The sequence below is a fragment of the Nocardioides sp. F233 genome, assembly GCF_057813895.1.
In genome coordinates, this window is sequence record NZ_JBVASH010000001.1 from 562,982 (window position 1) to 580,079 (window position 17,098).

The 17,098-nt window shown below is 72.0% G+C and carries 19 protein-coding genes; 9 read left to right on the forward strand and 10 right to left on the reverse strand.

Translation table 11 applies throughout. From position 1 onward, the window contains the following. Positions 1–3: 3 nt before the first annotated feature. Entirely contained in the window at positions 4–546 is a 543-nt protein-coding gene (locus tag ACZYRU_RS02625) for a LytR C-terminal domain-containing protein (protein WP_488955522.1), read from the reverse strand. A 7-nt stretch (positions 547–553) separates the two neighbouring features. Next, positions 554–850 (reverse strand): type II toxin-antitoxin system VapB family antitoxin, encoded by a 297-nt coding sequence (locus ACZYRU_RS02630; RefSeq protein ID WP_204836622.1) that lies wholly within the window; start codon positions 848–850, stop codon positions 554–556. A gap of 149 nt (positions 851–999) precedes the next feature. Between ACZYRU_RS02630 and ACZYRU_RS02635 the strand changes: the two genes are divergently transcribed. Continuing rightward, positions 1,000–2,700, forward strand: a complete 1,701-nt coding sequence (locus ACZYRU_RS02635) for a helicase HerA-like domain-containing protein (protein WP_488955523.1) — start codon at positions 1,000–1,002, stop codon at positions 2,698–2,700. A gap of 80 nt (positions 2,701–2,780) precedes the next feature. On the opposite strand, the gene ACZYRU_RS02640 is transcribed toward ACZYRU_RS02635, so the two are convergent. The 3 genes from ACZYRU_RS02640 to ACZYRU_RS02650 form a co-directional block, all read right to left on the reverse strand. Beyond that, on the reverse strand, positions 2,781–2,996 hold the full coding sequence (locus tag ACZYRU_RS02640; RefSeq protein ID WP_488955524.1) for a hypothetical protein: 216 nt from the start codon (positions 2,994–2,996) through the stop codon (positions 2,781–2,783). 91 nt (positions 2,997–3,087) lie between these two features. After that, positions 3,088–3,369 (reverse strand): hypothetical protein, encoded by a 282-nt coding sequence (locus tag ACZYRU_RS02645; RefSeq protein ID WP_488955525.1) that lies wholly within the window; start codon positions 3,367–3,369, stop codon positions 3,088–3,090. 4 nt (positions 3,370–3,373) lie between these two features. After that, on the reverse strand, positions 3,374–4,138 hold the full coding sequence (locus ACZYRU_RS02650) for a helical backbone metal receptor (RefSeq protein ID WP_488955526.1): 765 nt from the start codon (positions 4,136–4,138) through the stop codon (positions 3,374–3,376). A gap of 191 nt (positions 4,139–4,329) precedes the next feature. On the opposite strand from ACZYRU_RS02650, the gene ACZYRU_RS02655 reads away from it, so the two are divergent. Further along, on the forward strand, positions 4,330–5,235 hold the full coding sequence (locus ACZYRU_RS02655; RefSeq protein ID WP_488955527.1) for a glycoside hydrolase family 16 protein: 906 nt from the start codon (positions 4,330–4,332) through the stop codon (positions 5,233–5,235). 132 nt (positions 5,236–5,367) lie between these two features. Beyond that, the gene (locus ACZYRU_RS02660; RefSeq protein WP_488955528.1) at positions 5,368–5,715 is read left to right on the forward strand and encodes a YrdB family protein; all 348 of its coding nucleotides are present in this window, start codon (positions 5,368–5,370) and stop codon (positions 5,713–5,715) included. Positions 5,716–5,718: 3 nt separating this feature from the next. On the opposite strand, the gene ACZYRU_RS02665 is transcribed toward ACZYRU_RS02660, so the two are convergent. Next, positions 5,719–6,936, reverse strand: coding sequence for a DUF480 domain-containing protein (locus tag ACZYRU_RS02665; protein ID WP_488955529.1), 1,218 nt, complete (start codon positions 6,934–6,936; stop codon positions 5,719–5,721). 415 nt (positions 6,937–7,351) lie between these two features. Beyond that, a complete protein-coding gene (locus ACZYRU_RS02670; RefSeq protein ID WP_488955530.1) occupies positions 7,352–7,849 on the reverse strand; it encodes a thioesterase family protein in 498 nt (165 codons plus the stop codon). 147 nt (positions 7,850–7,996) lie between these two features. Between ACZYRU_RS02670 and ACZYRU_RS02675 the strand changes: the two genes are divergently transcribed. The 5 genes from ACZYRU_RS02675 to ACZYRU_RS02695 are packed head-to-tail and all read left to right on the forward strand — an operon-like array spanning position 7,997 to position 12,346. After that, positions 7,997–9,256, forward strand: coding sequence for an MFS transporter (locus ACZYRU_RS02675; protein WP_488955531.1), 1,260 nt, complete (start codon positions 7,997–7,999; stop codon positions 9,254–9,256). Between the two features lie 49 nt (positions 9,257–9,305). Next, complete coding sequence (locus ACZYRU_RS02680; RefSeq protein ID WP_488955532.1) at positions 9,306–10,085, forward strand: prolipoprotein diacylglyceryl transferase; 780 nt, start codon at positions 9,306–9,308, stop codon at positions 10,083–10,085. After that, entirely contained in the window at positions 10,082–11,656 is a 1,575-nt protein-coding gene (locus ACZYRU_RS02685) for a radical SAM protein (protein ID WP_488955533.1), read from the forward strand. Before ACZYRU_RS02680 ends, ACZYRU_RS02685 begins: the two co-directional genes overlap by 4 nt. Further along, complete coding sequence (locus tag ACZYRU_RS02690) at positions 11,653–11,967, forward strand: hypothetical protein (RefSeq protein WP_488955534.1); 315 nt, start codon at positions 11,653–11,655, stop codon at positions 11,965–11,967. Before ACZYRU_RS02685 ends, ACZYRU_RS02690 begins: the two co-directional genes overlap by 4 nt. 10 nt (positions 11,968–11,977) lie before the next feature. After that, positions 11,978–12,346 carry a hypothetical protein gene (locus ACZYRU_RS02695; protein WP_488955535.1) on the forward strand — a complete coding sequence of 123 codons (369 nt, stop codon included), beginning with the start codon at positions 11,978–11,980 and terminating at the stop codon, positions 12,344–12,346. Positions 12,347–12,403: 57 nt separating this feature from the next. Here ACZYRU_RS02695 and ACZYRU_RS02700 read toward each other — a convergent pair whose 3' ends face one another. Both ACZYRU_RS02700 and ACZYRU_RS02705 read right to left on the reverse strand, forming a co-directional pair. After that, complete coding sequence (locus ACZYRU_RS02700; protein ID WP_488955536.1) at positions 12,404–13,996, reverse strand: 4-hydroxyphenylacetate 3-hydroxylase family protein; 1,593 nt, start codon at positions 13,994–13,996, stop codon at positions 12,404–12,406. Positions 13,997–14,008: 12 nt separating this feature from the next. Next, the gene (locus tag ACZYRU_RS02705; RefSeq protein ID WP_488955537.1) at positions 14,009–14,554 is read right to left on the reverse strand and encodes a flavin reductase family protein; all 546 of its coding nucleotides are present in this window, start codon (positions 14,552–14,554) and stop codon (positions 14,009–14,011) included. Positions 14,555–14,750: 196 nt separating this feature from the next. Between ACZYRU_RS02705 and ACZYRU_RS02710 the strand changes: the two genes are divergently transcribed. Then, entirely contained in the window at positions 14,751–15,680 is a 930-nt protein-coding gene (locus ACZYRU_RS02710) for an AraC family transcriptional regulator (protein ID WP_488955538.1), read from the forward strand. Here ACZYRU_RS02710 and ACZYRU_RS02715 read toward each other — a convergent pair. After that, positions 15,661–17,049, reverse strand: a complete 1,389-nt coding sequence (locus ACZYRU_RS02715) for an MFS transporter (protein ID WP_488955539.1) — start codon at positions 17,047–17,049, stop codon at positions 15,661–15,663. The two genes, ACZYRU_RS02710 and ACZYRU_RS02715, sit on opposite strands and share 20 nt — an antisense overlap. Between the last annotated feature and the right edge of the window lie 49 nt (positions 17,050–17,098).

Sequence of the window (17,098 nt, forward strand, 5' to 3'; positions counted from 1 at the left end):
CGGTCAGCTCGGGTTCTCGGGCTGGCTGCTGAGCGGCGGTGTGCACACGTAGGCGTCCGTGCGGGCGGTGACGGTCGGGTTCCCCTCGACGACGCCCTGGAACCGCTTGCCGACCACGATGGTCACGCCCGGGTAGCCGGAGGGCTGGTCGACGATGTCGACGTCGCTGCCGAGGTACGACGCCAGCAGGATCGCCGCCGGGTCGCCGGGGTCGTCCGACCACACCTGCGCTGCCACGGCGCCGCCGGTGTCGGGGGCGTTGCCGGTGTCGCCCTTGGCGAAGCCGAAGCTGACCAGCTTGTCCATCGTCGTGCCCGCCAGTCCGTTGGCGCCCCCGCCGTTGAGCACCGTGACCATGACCTGCGGCGGCGCGAGGTCATCGCCCTTCTTGATCAGGGTGGCGGCGCAGGGCGCCGGCTCGACCTTCTCCGGGAACGGCTGGGTCACCTTCGCCCAGCCCCACGCGGCGCTCGCGACGAACACCACTGCCAGCGCACCCAGGGTCACCGCCGATCGGCTGCTCGCCTTGACGTCGAGGGCTTCCATGCGGCTCTCAGCCCTCCATCCGGATCACGCGCGCGTGGAGGACGTTGCGCTGTTGCAGAGCGGCCCGCAGGGCGCGGTGCAGCCCGTCCTCGAGGTAGTAGTCGCCGCGCCACAGCACGACGTGGGCGAAGAGGTCGCCGAAGAAGGTGGAGTCCTCGTCGAGCAGGGACGAGAGCTGCAGCGTGTCCTTGGTCGTGACCAGCTGGTCGAGCCGGACCTGGCGCGGCGGCACCGCGGCCCACCCCTTCGAGGTGAGGCCGTGGTCGGGGTAGGGACGCCCGTCCCCCACGCGCTTGAAGATCACGGCTTCGGAGTCTACGGGGCGAGGCCGACCGCGGATTCACCACGGGATGTAGGCGAACGGGCGGTTCCCTCGTGGAGCTCCGCTACAGATGCTCCGATTCGTCTACATCCCGTGGTGAATCCGCCCCCGGCTCCGCCTAGAGTTCCGGCATGACGCAGGAGCAGACGCCCACTCCCGACGCAGCACCTGACACCGCGGCCCCCGAGGCCCCCGCCGCCGAGGCTGACGCCCCGGCCGACGCGCCGGCCGACGCCCCGGCCGACGCCCCGGCCGACGCCCCGGCCGACGCCCCGGCCGACGCCAAGAGCCCCATCGAGGAGGCGATCGCCGCCGGGTACGCCTTCGAGGGGCCCGCGCTCGAGCTCGGCGGTCTGATGACCGGCCCCGACCAGCTCTCCGGCAGCACCATCCGGATCCCGCTGGCGATGCTCAACCGGCACGGCCTGGTGGCCGGCGCGACCGGTACCGGCAAGACCAAGACCCTCCAGCTGCTCGCCGAGCAGCTCAGCGCGGCCGGTGTACCCGTGTTCGCCGCCGACATCAAGGGCGACCTGTCCGGCATCGCCACCGCCGGCGAGGCCAACGACAAGCTCCTCGCCCGCACGAAGTCGGTCGGGCAGGACTGGAAGGCGACCGCCTTCCCGGTGGAGTACTACGCGCTCGGTGGCCAGGGCATCGGCATCCCGATCCGGGTGACCGTGTCGTCGTTCGGCCCGATCCTGCTCAGCCGGGTGCTCGGGCTCAACGACACCCAGGAGTCCAGCCTGGGCCTGGTGTTCCACTACGCCGACAAGCAGGGTCTGCCGCTGCTCGACCTCCAGGACCTGCGCGCGGTCGTCCAGCACCTCACCAGCGACGAGGGCAAGGCCGACCTCAAGGAGCTGGGCGGCCTGTCGTCGGCCACCGCGGGCGTGATCCTGCGCGAGCTCATCGGGTTCGCCGACCAGGGCGCCGAGGCGTTCTTCGGCGAGCCGGAGTTCGACTCCGCCGACCTGCTGCAGCAGGCGTCCGACGGCCGCGGCCTGGTCAACCTGGTCGAGCTGCCGAACCTGCAGGACCGGCCGGCGATCTTCTCGACCTTCCTGATGTGGCTGCTCGCCGACCTGTTCCACGACCTGCCCGAGGTCGGCGACGTCGACCAGCCCAAGCTGGTCTTCTTCTTCGACGAGGCGCACCTGCTGTTCAAGGACGCGTCCAAGCCGTTCCTGGAGTCGATCGCCCAGACGGTGCGGCTGATCCGGTCGAAGGGCGTCGGCGTCTTCTTCGTGACGCAGAGCCCGACCGACGTACCCGACGACGTGCTCGCCCAGCTCGGCTCGCGGATCCAGCACCAGCTGCGCGCCCACACGCCCAACGACGCGAAGGCGCTCAAGGCGACCGTCAACACCTACCCCAAGAGTGCGTACGCCGACCTCGGCGAGGTCATCACGACGCTCGGCATCGGTGAGGCGATCGTGACGGTCATGGGCGAGAAGGGCGCGCCGACGCCGGTCGCGTGGACCCGCCTGCGCGCGCCCGAGTCGCTGATGGCGCCCAGCAGCGCCGAGTCGATGGAGGCGACCGTCAAGGCCAGCCCCCGGCAGGCGAAGTACGCCGAGGTCGTCGACCGCGAGTCGGCCCGCGAGATCCTCGCCAAGAAGCTCGAGGAGGGCGCGAAGGCCGAGGCCGGCGAGAAGGCCGACAAGCCCGCGGCGAAGGAGAAGGCCGCGCCGAAGAAGAAGGACGACGGCAACGCCGCCGGCGAGATCGTCAAGGACGTCGTGAAGTCCTCGGCGTTCAAGCAGTTCATGCGCACCGCCGCTGCGGAGATCGCCCGCGGCATGTTCGGTACGGCGCGCCGGCGCCGCTGACGCCCCGGACGAACACCGCCGGGCGGCTCCTGCGTGAGGAGCCGCCCGGCGGTCCGGGGAAGGCGGTCGAGGGGCGCCGGTCAGGCCGACCAGCGGATGGCGTCGTCGACGAAGTCGGCGAGCGGGTGCACGCCGCGCAGGTCGGTGCGCTCGTCCATCAGGCGCGAGAGGCCCTGGGCGTGGCGGTCGCGCAGGGCGGCGCGGCGGGTGAGGGAGCGGTCCACGGCGTCGAGGTCCTCGACGGACTCGAGGTGACGCCCTGCGATCTGGGTCTCAGGAGAGGTCGTCTTGGTCATGCATCCAGCCTGCTGTCCGCAGGTTTCCGGTCGGCCGCGCGTCGGTTACGAATTGGTGACCCCACGTGTGAGCCGCGCGACAGTGCGACGCTCAGGCGCCGTCGAGGCCGTTGAGCAGCAGGAAGAACACGACGATCCCGGCCAGCGCGCCGAGCACGCCGATTCCGGCTCCGGTCAGCGCGCGCCGGCGGGGTGGGCGGGACCGGTCGAGCACGAGCCCGCCGAGGGCCGCGCCGACCGCCGCGGTCACGAGCAGCTGCACCGGCACGATCAGGTTCTCGCCGGTGTCGGTGCCGTCGAGGACGAAGGCGCTGAGGGGCAGCGCGATGCACCCGACGACGGCGAGGGCGACGACCAGCAGCAGAATCCGCACGCAGTCAGCGTGACAGAGCCTCGTGCGCCTCGACCATCGCCGGGCCGTACCAGGTCAGCAGCCGACCCGACACCAGGCGGGTCGGGACCTGCGTGAACGCCTCGGGCCCGTCCTCGGGGGTGAACACGTAGGGCTCGTCGGGCAGCAGGACCAGGTCGAGGTCGGCGCGGTCGAGGTCGGCCAGGTCGACCGTCGGGTAGCGGTCCGCACCGGCACCTGCCCCGGCGTCGTACGCGTTGCTCCAGCCGAGGCGGGCCAGCAGGTCGCTGGTGTAGGTCCGTGGCCCGACGACCATCCACGGGTCCCGCCACACGGGTACGGCGACCCGGCCGCGTCCCGCGGGCGACGGGCCGGACCACAGCTCCCGCGCCCGGGCCAGCCACGGGGGAGGGGCAAGGCCCAGCGCCTCGTCGTACAACCGGGTGAGGGAGGCCAGTGCCTGCGGCACCGTCTCGATCGCGGTCACCCAGACGGGCACGCCGGCGGCGCGCAGGCGGCGTACGTCGAGCTCCCGGTTCTCCTCCTGGTTGGCCACCACCAGGTCGGGGTCGAGCGCGCGGACGGCGGCGAGGTCGGGGTTCTTGGTGCCGCGCACCCGGGCGACGGCGAGGTCCGCGGGGTGGGTGCACCAGTCGGTGGCGCCGACCAGCCGGTCGGGTACGTCGCTCGCCAGGGCCTCGGTGATCGACGGGACGAGGGACACGATCCGGGTCGCCGGGCCGGGGAGGGGGACCCCGGCGCCGAGGTCGTCGAGGTGGCTCGTGCTCACCGCGCCACCGTAGTCCGTGGGGATCAGGCGCTGACCTGGTGATGACTCGTTCGGACCACCCCGTTCGGGCCCTCGCCCCTAGCCAGTAACACGTTCCATGGGCAAAGATCGGCTTCGACCTCGCGATCCGGCCGACATGGGAAGCCAGTTCAGGCTGACCGGATCGCACTGGGGGGAGAGAAAGGTCCACCATGCTCCGATTCCGACTTCTGTGCGCCCTGGGCGCGGCCACGGCGGCCGTTGCGGCCCTCGCGCCGGTGACCGCCAGCCCGACCGCGGCGGCTGCCGCCGTGGCTGCTGCGGCGCCGTCCACCGCGTGTGGCGGTGAGCGCCCGGCGAAGCCGGGCGGCGGGCGCTACGCATGCTCGTTCGAGGACGACTTCAACGGCAGTACGCTCGACCGGTCGAAGTGGGTGGTCCAGTCGACGGCGGTCACCGGTATCAGCGCGCTCGGCTCCGGTTGCTACGTCGACGATCCGGACAACATCCGGGTCGGCTCGGGACAGCTCTTCCTGACCGCTCGCAAGGAGGACGCGGTCTTCGCGTGCACGAGCCCCTACAGCTCGTACAACACCGACCGCACCGCCGCCACGATCGGCAGCTACGGCCTGTTCACGCAGACCTACGGCCGCTTCGAGTTCCGCGCCAAGATGCCGAACACCACGATCCAGGGCATCCACTCCGCGCTGTGGCTCTACCCGCAGAAGCACACCTACGGTGCCTGGCCGAACTCCGGCGAGATCGACGTCGCGGAGTGGTTCAGCGGCGCGCCCAAGAACGTCTACCCGTCGGTCCACTACGCCGGCGAGAACACTGCGCTGAGCAGCGGCTACAACTGCCCGGTCGCCAACTCCGGCACCCAGTTCCACCGCTACGCCGTGGAGTGGACGCCGACCTCGATGCGCTTCCTCTACGACAACCGGGTCTGCTTCACCCACTCGTGGACGCCGTCGGCGCCGCTCGTCGCCCCGCAGCCCTTCGACCAGCCCTTCTACCTGGTCCTCACCCAGGTGTTCGGCGGCCGCTGGAACGCGATCACGCCCGACACCCCGACGTCGGCGACGATGGCCGTCGACTGGGTCCGGGCCTGGAAGTGAGGCCGCCGCGCCTGAGCTTGCGAAGGCGCTGGTGAAGGCCGAAGGTCGAGGAGCGTCGGATCGGTCCCGAGCGCCAGCGAGGGGACGATCGAGGCGTCACGAGACCCCGCGGCTGCGTGCCATGATCAGCCCGTGAACGCGATCTTCGGGTGGTCGGTCCTGGCCCTGGTCTTCCTCGACGAGCTGCTGGCCGTGGCAGCGTTCGGGGTCTGGGGCTGGGACCGCAGCCCGCGGTGGCTGCTCGTGTGGCTGCTGCCCCTGCTGGCGATGACCGTCTGGTTCTTCCTGGCCTCGCCGAAGGCGCCGTACGGCGGCCCGCTGGTTCGCCCGCTGGCCAAGGTCGTCGTCTTCGGCCTGGCCAGCCTGGCCCTGTGGGACGCCGGCCACGAGGACTGGGCGGTCGTGCTGCTCGTGTTCTCCGTCGTCGTCAACGGGCTGGCGCAGCTGCCCAGCATCCGGGTCCTGGTCGAGGAGCAGTAGGCGTCAGCGCGGTTTGCGGGCCACGACGTACAGCCGCTCGGTGGTCTCGCCGCGGGCGATGACCGGCCCGCGCCGGTACCACTCGACGTCGACGAGTCCTGCCCGCTCGACGAGCGCGACGACGTCGGCCGGCTCGTGGAGGACCACGTCGAGGTCGACCTCGTGGTCGAACCAGGTGTCGTGGTGGCGCACCTCCGCCCCCGCGTGGAGGGCGAGCACGAGGAGCCCGTCGGAGCTCATCGGTCGGGTCAGCGCCTCGACCGCCCCGGGCAACTCGGATGCGGCGAGGTGGATCAGCGAGTACCAGCCCAGGACGGCCGCCCATCCCGAGCCGTTGACCGGGCGCATGAGGGTGCGCAGGTCGCCGACCTCGTAGACGCCGTCCGGGTAGCGCTCCCGCGCCTGCGCGACCATCTCGGGCGTGAGGTCGAGCCCGGTTGCGTCGGCGCCGGCTTCGGCGAGGTACGCCGTGACGTGGCCCGGCCCGCACCCGACCTCGACGACCGGGTCGGTGCCGGCGTGCGTGGCGACACGGTCGAGCAGCCACCGCTCGAACGGCAGCGCGTCGAGCTCGCCGGTCAGGGCATCGGCGTACGCCGTCGCCACGGCGGCATAGGCCGCCCGCACCTTCGCGTCACGGGTCTCGGGGCCGGCGGCGAGCACCGCGTCGCGGTCGACGGCCGGCGGCGCCGCGCCGGCCGCTGCGGCCGGAAGGTCGACGGGCCCGAGGAGGTGGATCCAGCGGGCGTCCTGCTCACGGGGCTGCTTGGGCAGCACCCGGACGAGCGGCTGCTCGCGCTGGGCGAGCCGCTGCAGGCACGCCTCGACGGCATCCCGGTCGGGGAAGGGGTGCAGCCGCTCGGTGCGCGTGCGGAGTGCACCCGGCGGCTGCGGGCCACGCAGCAGCAGCACGGTGATCAGGGCTCGCTCGTCCTCAGCGAGGTCGAGCCGCGCCGCGAGCGTCTGGAGGTACTTGAGCGTGCGCCGTCCGCGGTCGTCCCACGTGACCGCGACGAGGTCGCGCTGCTTGAGGTCGCGCAGCGTGTGGTGCACGAGGTCGTCGTCGTAGTCCACGACGGGCTCGCGGCTGCTCTGCTGGTTGCAGGCGGTGCGCACGGCGGTGAGCGTCATCGGGTACGACGCCGGCACCGTGACCTCCTTCTCCAGGAGGCTCCCCAGCACGCGCTGCTCCTCGGCCGTCAGGACGGGCAGGTCACTCACGTGCAGAGGGTATCGATGGGCGCCCCGTTCGGGTTGGCGCGTCCTGCAAGAGACCCACCAGTCCGGACGTGGTTTCCGTCGCGCGCGCCGCGTTGCCTGGACGGAGCGGAGCGGAGCGAGCGCCAGCGAGCGCAGCGGAGGAAGGCGACGCGCAAAAGCGCGCGTGACATGCGCGAGCGGAGCGAGCGCCAAACCAACACCGTGAGTCGCTCACGCAGCGCACCAGTCCCGAGCGGGGTTTCCGTCGCGCCGCCCGCCGTTTCTGGACGGAGGAGCGAGCGAGGAACGAGCGAGCGGGGGAGGAAGAAACGGCGTTGGCAGGCGGCGCGACATGCGCGAGCGGAGCGAGCGCCAAACCAACACCGTGAGTCGCTCACGCAGCGCACCAGTCCCGAGGGGGCGCCCGACAGACTGACTAACGCAGCTTGAGGCAACCCGAGGTGACCGGCGTCCAGTCGAACGCCTCGTGCTCGGCGACCCGCTTGTCGAGGCCGGCGGCGATGTCGGCGGGCCAGGGCGCGGTCTTGCGGTCGGCGATCTCGACGCAGAGGAAGATCTCCTCGAACACGCAGGCGATGCGCTGGTTGGTGTCGTCGAGCACGAAGACCAGTGCGTGCGCGGCGCGCTCGGAGCGGCCGAGCAGGCGCACTCGGACGGACATCTCGTCGCCGGTCCGCAGCTCGTGCAGGTAGGTCAGGTGGTGCTCGGCCGACAGGCAGGCGAAGCCGCTGAGCACCGGCCAGTTGAACGGGATCCCGATGTCGTAGAGCGACTCGTCGAGGCCCTCGCTGCCGATGCCGAGGTAGTGGCGCACGTTGAGGAAGCCATTGCTGTCCTCGAACGCGCTGGGGACCGGCTGGACCGCGAACGCGGGGAGAGTGACGAGCTGGTCGTACGTCGGCTGCGTGCTCATGCCCGGACCCTACTGAACCCCGCCGATGATTGGGCGGTGCCCCACACGCGGCGTACCCTGAGATGAACAGATCCACTGCGTGTATCTACCTCGCGCCGGCTCGACCGGCGGTCCAAGGCGGCACCCGAACCACCTTGGACGAAGGACATGCCTGATCACTCCCCGACGCTGGTGCGTGCCGCCGGTGCGTCGTACTTCCCGATCGCGCTGGTCGCGCGCCTGCCTTACGCGATGATGGTCGTCGGCGTGCTGACCCTGGTCGTCGCCGGTCGTGACTCGCTCGCCTTCGGCGGGCTCAACTCCGCGGTCGTCGGCCTCGGCGCCGCGACCGTCGGCCCGCTGCTCGGCGCGGCCGCCGACCGGTTCGGCCAGCGCCGGGTGCTGCTCGCCAGCGGCGTCGCGTCGACGACGGCGCTCGGCCTGATGGCGTGGGTGGTCTACAGCCCGCTGCCCGCCGCGGCCGTGCTCGGGGTGGCGTACCTGGTGGGCGCGAGCGCCCCGCAGATCGCGCCCATGTCGCGCAGCCGCCTGGTCCAGATCATCGGCGCGCGGATCGCGCCCGGACGTCGTTCGCGCACCTTCGACGCGACCATGGCCTACGAGTCGGCGGCCGACGAGATCGTCTTCATCGTCGGTCCGTTCGTGGTCGGCATCCTCGGTACGACGCTCGACCCGTGGGCGCCCGTCGCCGGCGCGGCCCTGCTCACGCTGGTGTTCGTGACCGCCTTCGCGCTGCACCCCTCGGCCCTCGCCGCGGCCGGTGCCGACGAGCAGGCCGCCCCGCCCGCCCCGGCGCGCGAGATCGCCCGGCCGGCGCTGCTGGCCGTGGTCGCCGGCATCTTCGGCGTCGGCCTGTTCTTCGGCTCGATGCTGACCTCGCTGACCTCCTTCATGGCCGACCACGGGGGTGCGGAGTCCGCCGGCCTCGTGTACGGCGTGATGGGCATCGGCTCCGCCGCTCTGGCCCTCGGCGTGGCGCTGTTCCCGTCCGCCTTCTCGCTGCGCGCCCGCTGGCTCGTCTTCGGCACCGCCATGCTCGCCGGCGCCGCGCTGCTGCCGTTCGCCTCGTCCGTCGCCGCCATGTGCGCCGTGCTGCTGCTCATCGGCTGCGGCATCGGGCCCACGATGGTGACCCAGTACAGCCTCGGTGCCCTGCGCAGCCCGGTCGGCCGGTCCGCCACCGTGATGACGATCCTCGGCTCGGCGGTCATCGTGGGCCAGTCCCTGGCCTCCGCCGTCACCGGCAACCTGGCCGACCGCTTCGGCACCTCGACCGCGCTGTTCATGCCGATCGCGGCCGCTGCCGTGGTCGTCGTCGCCGGCGTCGTGAACGCGGTGCTCTCGCCCCGGTCGGTTCCCACCGACCTCCCGGCCGGCGCGCCCGAGCTGGAGCTCGCCGGGCGCTGACCGCCCGGATCCACCGGGGGCGCCGTCGGGCCGTGGCACGATGGCGCCCATGCAGCTGACGCTCGGGCCGGCCTGGATCCACGAGGTCTTCGTCGGGCTCGGAGTCGCCGTGGCTGCGACCGTGTTCGTGCTGGAGGCTCGACGCCGCGGCCAGACCGACGAGCGGCTGATCTACGTCGTCACCGGCGCCCTCGTCGGTGCTGCGCTGCTGATGCGTCTGGGCACCTGGGCCCAGCACCTCGACCTGCGGGCGAACGCATCCCTGCCGGAGCAGTGGCTCTACGGCAACCGGTCGATCCTCGGCGGCCTGGTGGGCGCCTGGCTGGGCGTGCACGTGACGAAGCGTCTCGTCGGCTACCGGGTGCGCACCGGCGACCTGTTCGCCCCGGCCGTCGCCCTCGGCATGGCCGTCGGCCGGATCGGCTGCCTGCTCACCGAGAAGCCGGGCACCCCCACCGGTCACGGCTGGGGGGTCCGGCTCGACGAGGCCGACGCCGCTCGCTTCAGCGTCGCGGCCGGCGTACCCCTGCATCCGTCGTTCGCCTACGAGATCGCCTTCCACCTGGCGGCGTTCGCGGTGCTGTGGTGGTGGCTGCGCCGCGCCGACCTGCCGCCCGGCACGACCTTCGTCTGGTACGTCGCGGCCTACGGCATCTTCCGCTTCCTGGTCGAGCTCGTGCGTGGCAACGAGGTGGTCTGGGTCGGTCTCACCCGGCCGCAGCTCTTCCTACTCGCGACGGTGCCACTGGTGCTGGCCCGGATCGGGTGGCAGTGGCGGCGCGGCGCCTACCGCGGGCTGCGTCGTACGCCGGCCGGAGCGGCCGCATGAAGGCGCCCCGCGGGGCGGGCATGCCGCTGCGTGGCGACCGGATCCACCGCTACGTCAACGCGTTCTGCCCGCTGTGCCACGAGGAGGAGCCGACCCGGCCCCTCGACCAGGTGGCGCGACTCAGCGGCTGGCTGGCGGTCCGCGACGACCGGGTGTGGCTCGAGCGCGGCTGCGCACGACACGGACTGGTCCGCACGCTCTACGACGAGTCGCCGGAGATCCTCACCTGGCTCGAGCAGTGGACGGCACCGACGAAGGTCCATGCTCCCGACCTGCTCGGCAACTTCGCCCCGGTGCCGGCGGCGTACGCCGACGGGCTGCCCGAGATGCAGACCCAGCACACCTGCATCCTGCTGGCCGACCTGCTCGACCACTGCAACCTGAAGTGCCCCACCTGCTTCGCCGAGTCCTCCCCGGCCCTGGCGAGCGTCGCCCCGCTGGCCGAGGTGCTCGCCTCGATCGACACCCGGATCTCCCGCGAGAACGGGCGCATCGACGTCCTCATGCTCTCGGGCGGGGAGCCGACGCTGTACCCCCACCTGGCCGAGCTCCTCGACGAGGTGGCGCAGCGCCCGGTCGTGCGGATCCTGGTCAACACCAACGGCCTGCTCATCGCTCGCGACGACGCGCTGCTCGACCTGCTCACCCGCCACCGCGAGCGGGTCGAGGTCTACCTGCAGTACGACGGCCAGAGCGCCGAGGCGTCGACGCACCATCGTGGGGCGGACATCCGGCGCTTCAAGGAGGACGCGATCGAGCGCCTGTCGAGCCGGGGCATCTTCACGACGCTGACCATGACCGCCGCGCTCGGCGTCAACGACGACGAGATCGGGTTCGTGGTCAAGCGCGCCCTCGACACGCCGTACGTCGGTGGCGTGACGATCCAGCCGGTCTTCGGCAGCGGTCGGTCGAGTGGCATCGACCCGCTGGACCGGCTCACCCACACCGGGGTGCTGGCCCGGCTCGGCCCGCAGACCGGCGGCATCGTCGGGTGGCGCGACCTCACCGCGCTGCCGTGCAGCCACCCGCACTGCTGCTCGGTCGGCTACCTGCTGCGCGACGACGCCGGCACCTGGCGCTCCCTGGTGTCACTGATCGGCCCGGAGCGGCTCAAGCAGTGGCTCGACCTGGAGCCCGACCTGCTGGCCAACCGGATCGCCGACGACTCCATCCCGGCCGACCTGCGGCGGGTCGTGAAGGACTCCCTGCTCGACCTGCTCTCGGAGCAGTCCAGCCTCAGTCATCCCTCGATGGCGAACATCTGGCGCGACATCTGCCAGAGCTGCGACCTCGGCATCGGCACCCTGGCCACGCTGGCGGCCACCCGGCTGCCCGGGCAGCAGCAACGACTGCGCCGCCTGCTCGGCGAACGGGTCCTGCGGGTCACGGTCAAGCCGTTCATGGACATGAACACGATGATCGAGGAGCGACTCACCCAGTGCTGCGTGCACGTGGCCACCGTCAACGACACGACCGGCGGTCACCAGTGCGCTCCCTTCTGCGCCCTGCAGGCGTGGGAGCCGCTGGCCCGCACCCGGCTGTCGACGGCGACGGGGGAGACCGCCCGGTGAGCGCCGCGGATCGGGACCCGCGGCTGGTCACACCGGCCCGGGTGGAGCCGACGGACCGGGCCGGAGCCGACAGCGAGCTGCCCGACCCGCTGCGCCTGTGCGTGTTCGCGACGGTGGCGCTGCTCGGCTGGCTGCTCGGCCCGGTCGCGCTCCTCGGGTTCGCGGCCCTGGGCTTCGTCGGGTACGCCCGGGCCCGCCGCGCCGGGCTGCTGCGGTCGCGGTGCCTGCTGGGCGACACCCGGCTGGTGCTGGCCTATCTTGGGGCGCTCGTCGTCGCGGGCGGGGTCGGCGTGTGGTGGTGGATCAGGTGAAGGAGTCGAGATGAGCCAGCAGTTCCCGCCCGGGTCCTTCCCGCCGCCGCAGCAGGGGCCGCCGGAGACGACCAACAAGCTCCTCGGCTACCTGCTCGGCGGACTCCTGATCGGGCCGCTGCTCGCCGTCGCCTGCCCCCTCCTCGGTCTGGCGATCGGCAGCGCCTTCTCGACCCAGGCCAACAACTACGACGGCACGCCGATCGGGATCGGCGTCGTCGGTGGGATCGTGGTCCCGTTGCTCCTGCCGATCCCGTTCCTCGCCAGGCCGCGCACCCGGCCCTGGGGCGTCGGCATGCTGGCCGGAGCAGCCCTGACGATGATCGTGTTCGGCGGGCTGTGCGCGGGGTTCATCTTCCTGCTGTCCTCGGGCTCCTGACCGCGGTCCTGCATCCCCGGAGGGCGGCAGGACCGCGGTCGCCGGAGCCCGCCCGGACTAGAAGAGGTCGGGGACCGTCCAGCCGTCGAGGTCGTACTCACCGAGGAACTCGTCGGCGAAGCCCTTCATCTGGTCGACGATGCCCCGGTTCTGGGCGGCGAAGAGCAGCTCGGCCTTCACGTTCTCGTGGTTGCCGGAGTAGTTGCGCTCGTACAGCTCGTGCCGGCCGCCGAACTCGGTGCCGATCGAGTCCCACAGCGCCTTCATCACCTTGACCCGGTCGACCGCGGTGATGCCGTTGGAACCGCGGACGTACTTGTCGAGGTACGGGCGCACCTCGGCGGACTTGAAGTCGGCGGCGCCGGACGGCAGGTAGATCAGGCCGGAGGCGACGTCCTGTTCGATGATCTCCTTGACCCGCGGATAGCCGTGGATCATGAACATCCGGTAGGTCAGGCCGTACTCCAGCTTCGGGATCACGGCGTCGCCGACCCACGGCTCGGGGTCGCGGGCCATCGACTCGGTGAGCGACCAGAACAGGTTGCGCCAGCCGATGACCTCGCCGACGCGGGTCTGCACGCCGCGGAAGTCGCCGGAGCCGGTGGTCTCGAGGGCCTTCATGAGCAGGCCGGCGATGAAGTCGAGCTTCACAGCGAGGCGGGTGCAGCCCTGGAAGGTGAACCGGGGCAGGAAGCCGGACTGCGGGAAGAACGCGTTGATGCGGTCGACGTCGCCGTACATGAAGACGTTCTCCCAGGGCACCAGCACCTTGTCGAAGATGAAGATGGTGTCGTTCTCGTCCATCCGGCTCGACAGCGGGTAGTCGAACGGGGTGCCGTTCTGCGCGGCCTGCTGGGTGTACGACGTCCGGCAGATCAGCTTCACGCCCGGCGCGTCCATCGGCACGGTGCAGATCAGCGCGAACTGCTTCTTGCGGATCGGCAGGCCGTAGTGGGCGATGAAGTTGTAGTTGGTGATCGCCGAGCCGGTCGCGACGACCTTCGCGCCGGAGACGATCAGGCCGGCGTCGGTCTCCTTCTCGACCTTCATGTAGACGTCGCCGACCTCGTCGGGCGGCAGGTTGCGGTCGACCGGCGGGTTGATGATCGCGTGGTTCCAGTAGAGGACCTTCTCCTGGGACTCGCGGTACCAGCGCTCGGCGTTGTCCTGGAACGGCGCGTAGAGCTCCTTGTTGGCGTGCAGCGTGCCGAGGAAGGACGCCTTGTAGTCGGGGCTGCGGCCCATCCAGCCCCAGGTCATCTTCGCCCAGCGCGCGATCGCGTCGCGCTCCTTGAGCAGGTCGGCCGACGACGTCGGCGTCTTGAAGAACGGCATGGTCACGCCGCCGTTGCCGGTGTCGGTGGGCACGGTGAGCTCGTCGACGTGCGGGCCGGTGTGGAGGGCGTCGTACAGACGGGCGGTCATCCGGATCGGGTTGCGGAACGCCGCGTGCGTGGTGACGTCCTCGACCCGCTCGCCGTTGAGGTAGATCTCCCGGCCGTCGCGCAGGCTCTCGACGTACTCGTCGCCGGTCATCGGCCGAGAGGCGAAGTTGGTCTGCTTGTTGGCGGGGGAGTCGGCGGCGGGGTTGACGGTCGGCGGCCCGTCGTCGGGCACGACGGCGGTCTCGGGCGCGAGGGTGTCGGTCATCTCGGGTTCTCCTCAGTAGTGGGTGTCGGCCGGCACGAGCGCGCCGAACCAGCTGGTGTGGGGGTCGTCCTGGCAGCCGAGCCAGACGACGTCGGACGAACGGCGGCCGATCTGGTGGAAGGCGCTGTCGTGGAAGAGCAGCGGACGACGATCGGTGCTGACGACGTCGACCACCTCGCCGAGGAACAGCAGGTGGTCGCCGCCGTCGTCGGTGCGGTGCGCGCGGCAGGTGATGGTGGCCGCCGTACCGCGCAGGGAGGGTGCGACCGAGCCGTCGCACCAGGGCAGCGGGTCCGCACTCGGGCGGCCCGCGAAGTGCATCGCCACGTCGACCTGGTCGGCGGCGAGCACGTTGACGGCGAAGGACGCGCCGTCGAGGTACGCCGCCGCCTTCGACGTGCGGGTCAGCGCCACCTGGACCAGCGGCGGGTCCAGGGAGATCGGGGTGAAGGCGGTGACGGTCGCGCCGTGGTGGGCGCCGTCGGGAGTACGGCAGGTGATGACGGTGACGCCGGTCGCGAAGCGACCGAAGGTCGAGCGCAGCGTGTGCGGGTCCATGGCTCCTCCTCGTCGTTCGGGACCACGGGGGTCGGTATCAGGTGGGTGGACGGGGACGCTAGGCCGGTACGACGGGTGCGGCGATCCGCTCGGCGAAGGGACTGTCCGCAATGCGCAGCGGGGTGGATCGGGTGCGTTTTCCGGACAACGTTGCGCCGGTACTGTGATGGGCGTCACCGAGAAGGGGGTGAGCTGCGTGACCGGCACCCTGACCGCGTCCTCCCACGAGCTGGGCGACTTCTCCGACGCCGTCGCGCGGGCCTACTTCCCCCACGACCTGGCGATCAAGCGGAGCCCGGCCGGACCGGCCGACCTGCGCGCCGTCGACCTCGGTCCGGTCCGACTGGCCCGGATCGGCTGGGGCTCCGAGGTCGCCGTCGAGTCCGACCACCCGGGCGCCTGGGCGGTCAACGTCCCGCGCAGCGGTGTGCTCGAGGCCAACGTCGGCGGCCACCACGTGCTCTCCCTCGACGGGCAGGCGACGGTCTGTCCGCCCGACGAGCACACCCGGATGACCCGCTGGTCGGCCGACTGCTCGATCGTCGGGATGCGGGTCGAGCGGGCTTACCTCGCCGAGGAGGTGACCGCACTCGTCGGGCTCACCACCGACCGGCTGCCCGCCCAGGTCGACCTGCGCACCGACGGCGGCCGCGCCTGGATCGGCCTGCTCGGCTCGATCGGCACCGAGGCGCTGCGCAACCCGGTCCTCGTCCGCGACGAGCGGGTCGGCCGGCGCCTCGCCGGCACCCTCACCGCCGCCTTCGTCGCCGCCTGCTTCCCCGAGGAGCCGGGCTGCGGCACGATCCGCCCGCGGATCGTCTCGCGGGTGGTCGAGGCGATGGAGGCCGACCCGGCGCGTGACTGGACCGCCGCCGAGCTCGCCACCGCGTCCGGGGTCGGGATCCGCCGGCTGCAGCAGGGCTTCCAGCGCTACCTCGGTCGTACGCCGACCCAGCAGCTGCTCGCCATCCGGCTCGAGCGGGTCCACGCCGACCTGCTCGCCGGTGGCGCCGACAGCGTCTCCGAGGTCGCCGTCCACTGGGGGTTCGCGCACCTCGGCCGGTTCGCCGCCTCCTACCGGGAGCGGTACGGCGTCGCGCCGTCCGTCACCCTGCGCGGGCGGTAGCGCCCCGGTCCAGAGTCGCGAACACGCCTGCGACCACGCAGATCCCGGCCATGGTCAGGCCGGTGGCGCGGAAGGCGTCCGCATCCGCGCCCCACGCGTCGAGCAGGGCCACGGTGAGAGCCGAACCGGTCGCGAACCCGACGTACCGCAGCAGCTGGTTGAACGCCATCGCGCTCGAGGTCTCCTCGGCGGTCACATTGGGCACGATCAGCATGGCCATCGAGGAGAAGGTGAGGCCGCCGCTGAGGCCGCCCAGCGCCATGGCGAGGAAGGCCTTCCAGACGGCGTCGTGCCACTCGGCCAGGAGGAGGAGCGACGAGCCGAACACCAGGCAGCCGACGGGCAGCAGCAGGTGGGTGCCGCCGTGCCGGGCGACGAGGAGGGCCAGCCGGTTGGAGGTGATGCTGCCGACGGCGTACGGAACCAGGGCCAGGCCGCTCACCGCGAGACCCGCGTGCAGGCCGAACCCGGCCGAGCCGTCGGCCTGGATGAGGACCACGACGAGCGTGAAGAGCCCGTAGAGACTGATGCTGATCGCGACGGTGACGACGTTGGGGGCGCGGAGTCCGGCGCGCAGCGCGAGGTGCAGGTCCACCAGCGACGCGCGGCCGCGGCGGGTCCGCGCGAGGCTCCAGGCGACCCAGGTGACGAGGAGGGCCACGCCACCGCCGCCGACGGCGATGGTCGGGAGCCGGTCCCAGCCCCACTGCTCGCCCTGGCTCGTGGCCAGCAGGAACCCGAGCGTGCCCGTGCACAGGAGCAGGGCGCCCACGGCATCCACGGGCTGCGGTTCCCCCTCGCGGGCAGCAGGCAGGTGGCGCATCGCCAGGACGGCGGTGACGGAGACCAGCACCGCTCCGAACGCGTAGGCGCCTCGGATCCCGAGGTGCTCGGCGACCAGGGAGGACACCGGGTAGCCGAGCCCGGCGCCGCTCACGATGGCCACCGACATCAGGGACAGGCGCGACAGGAGCTCGGCGCCGGACCACAGCTCACGGGCATAGGCGAAGGCGAGCGGGACCAGGGCCATCCCGACGCCCTGCAGTGCGCGGCCCGCGATCATCGGGCCGATCCCGAGCGGGAGCGCGCACAGCACGGTGCCCGTGAGGACGACGCCCAGCCCGCCGAGGAGGACAGGGCGGCGCAGCGGCCCGGTGCCGAGTCGGCCGAGGACCGGCGTCACCATGGCCCCGGCCAGCAGGGCGGCGGTCAGCACCCACTGCGCGGTGCTGAGCGGCACCCCCTGCTCGGCGGCCACGGCCGGGACGAGCGGGGCGCCCAGGCTGCTCACGACCCCGGTCACGATGGTGACCGCCGCCAGGGCCGCGAACTGCACGCGGGTTCCCTCGGCGGTGGTCGTGGTCGGCACGCCGTGATGGTCTCAGTCGGTCGGTCCGGGTCTCCTCCCATTTCCATCG

Excerpts from the sequence above, each read along its gene's own strand:
- ACZYRU_RS02655 (WP_488955527.1), top strand. The coding sequence starts at position 4,330 with ATGCTCCGATTCCGACTTCTGTGCGCCCTGGGCGCGGCCACGGCGGCC.
- ACZYRU_RS02675 (WP_488955531.1), top strand. The coding sequence starts at position 7,997 with ATGCCTGATCACTCCCCGACGCTGGTGCGTGCCGCCGGTGCGTCGTAC.
- ACZYRU_RS02705 (WP_488955537.1), bottom strand. The coding sequence starts at position 14,554 with ATGGACCCGCACACGCTGCGCTCGACCTTCGGTCGCTTCGCGACCGGC.
- ACZYRU_RS02695 (WP_488955535.1), top strand. The coding sequence starts at position 11,978 with ATGAGCCAGCAGTTCCCGCCCGGGTCCTTCCCGCCGCCGCAGCAGGGG.
- ACZYRU_RS02640 (WP_488955524.1), bottom strand. The coding sequence starts at position 2,996 with ATGACCAAGACGACCTCTCCTGAGACCCAGATCGCAGGGCGTCACCTC.
- ACZYRU_RS02700 (WP_488955536.1), bottom strand. The coding sequence starts at position 13,996 with ATGACCGACACCCTCGCGCCCGAGACCGCCGTCGTGCCCGACGACGGG.
- ACZYRU_RS02670 (WP_488955530.1), bottom strand. The coding sequence starts at position 7,849 with ATGAGCACGCAGCCGACGTACGACCAGCTCGTCACTCTCCCCGCGTTC.
- ACZYRU_RS02635 (WP_488955523.1), top strand. The coding sequence starts at position 1,000 with ATGACGCAGGAGCAGACGCCCACTCCCGACGCAGCACCTGACACCGCG.
- ACZYRU_RS02680 (WP_488955532.1), top strand. The coding sequence starts at position 9,306 with ATGCAGCTGACGCTCGGGCCGGCCTGGATCCACGAGGTCTTCGTCGGG.
- ACZYRU_RS02685 (WP_488955533.1), top strand. The coding sequence starts at position 10,082 with ATGAAGGCGCCCCGCGGGGCGGGCATGCCGCTGCGTGGCGACCGGATC.
- ACZYRU_RS02625 (WP_488955522.1), bottom strand. The coding sequence starts at position 546 with ATGGAAGCCCTCGACGTCAAGGCGAGCAGCCGATCGGCGGTGACCCTG.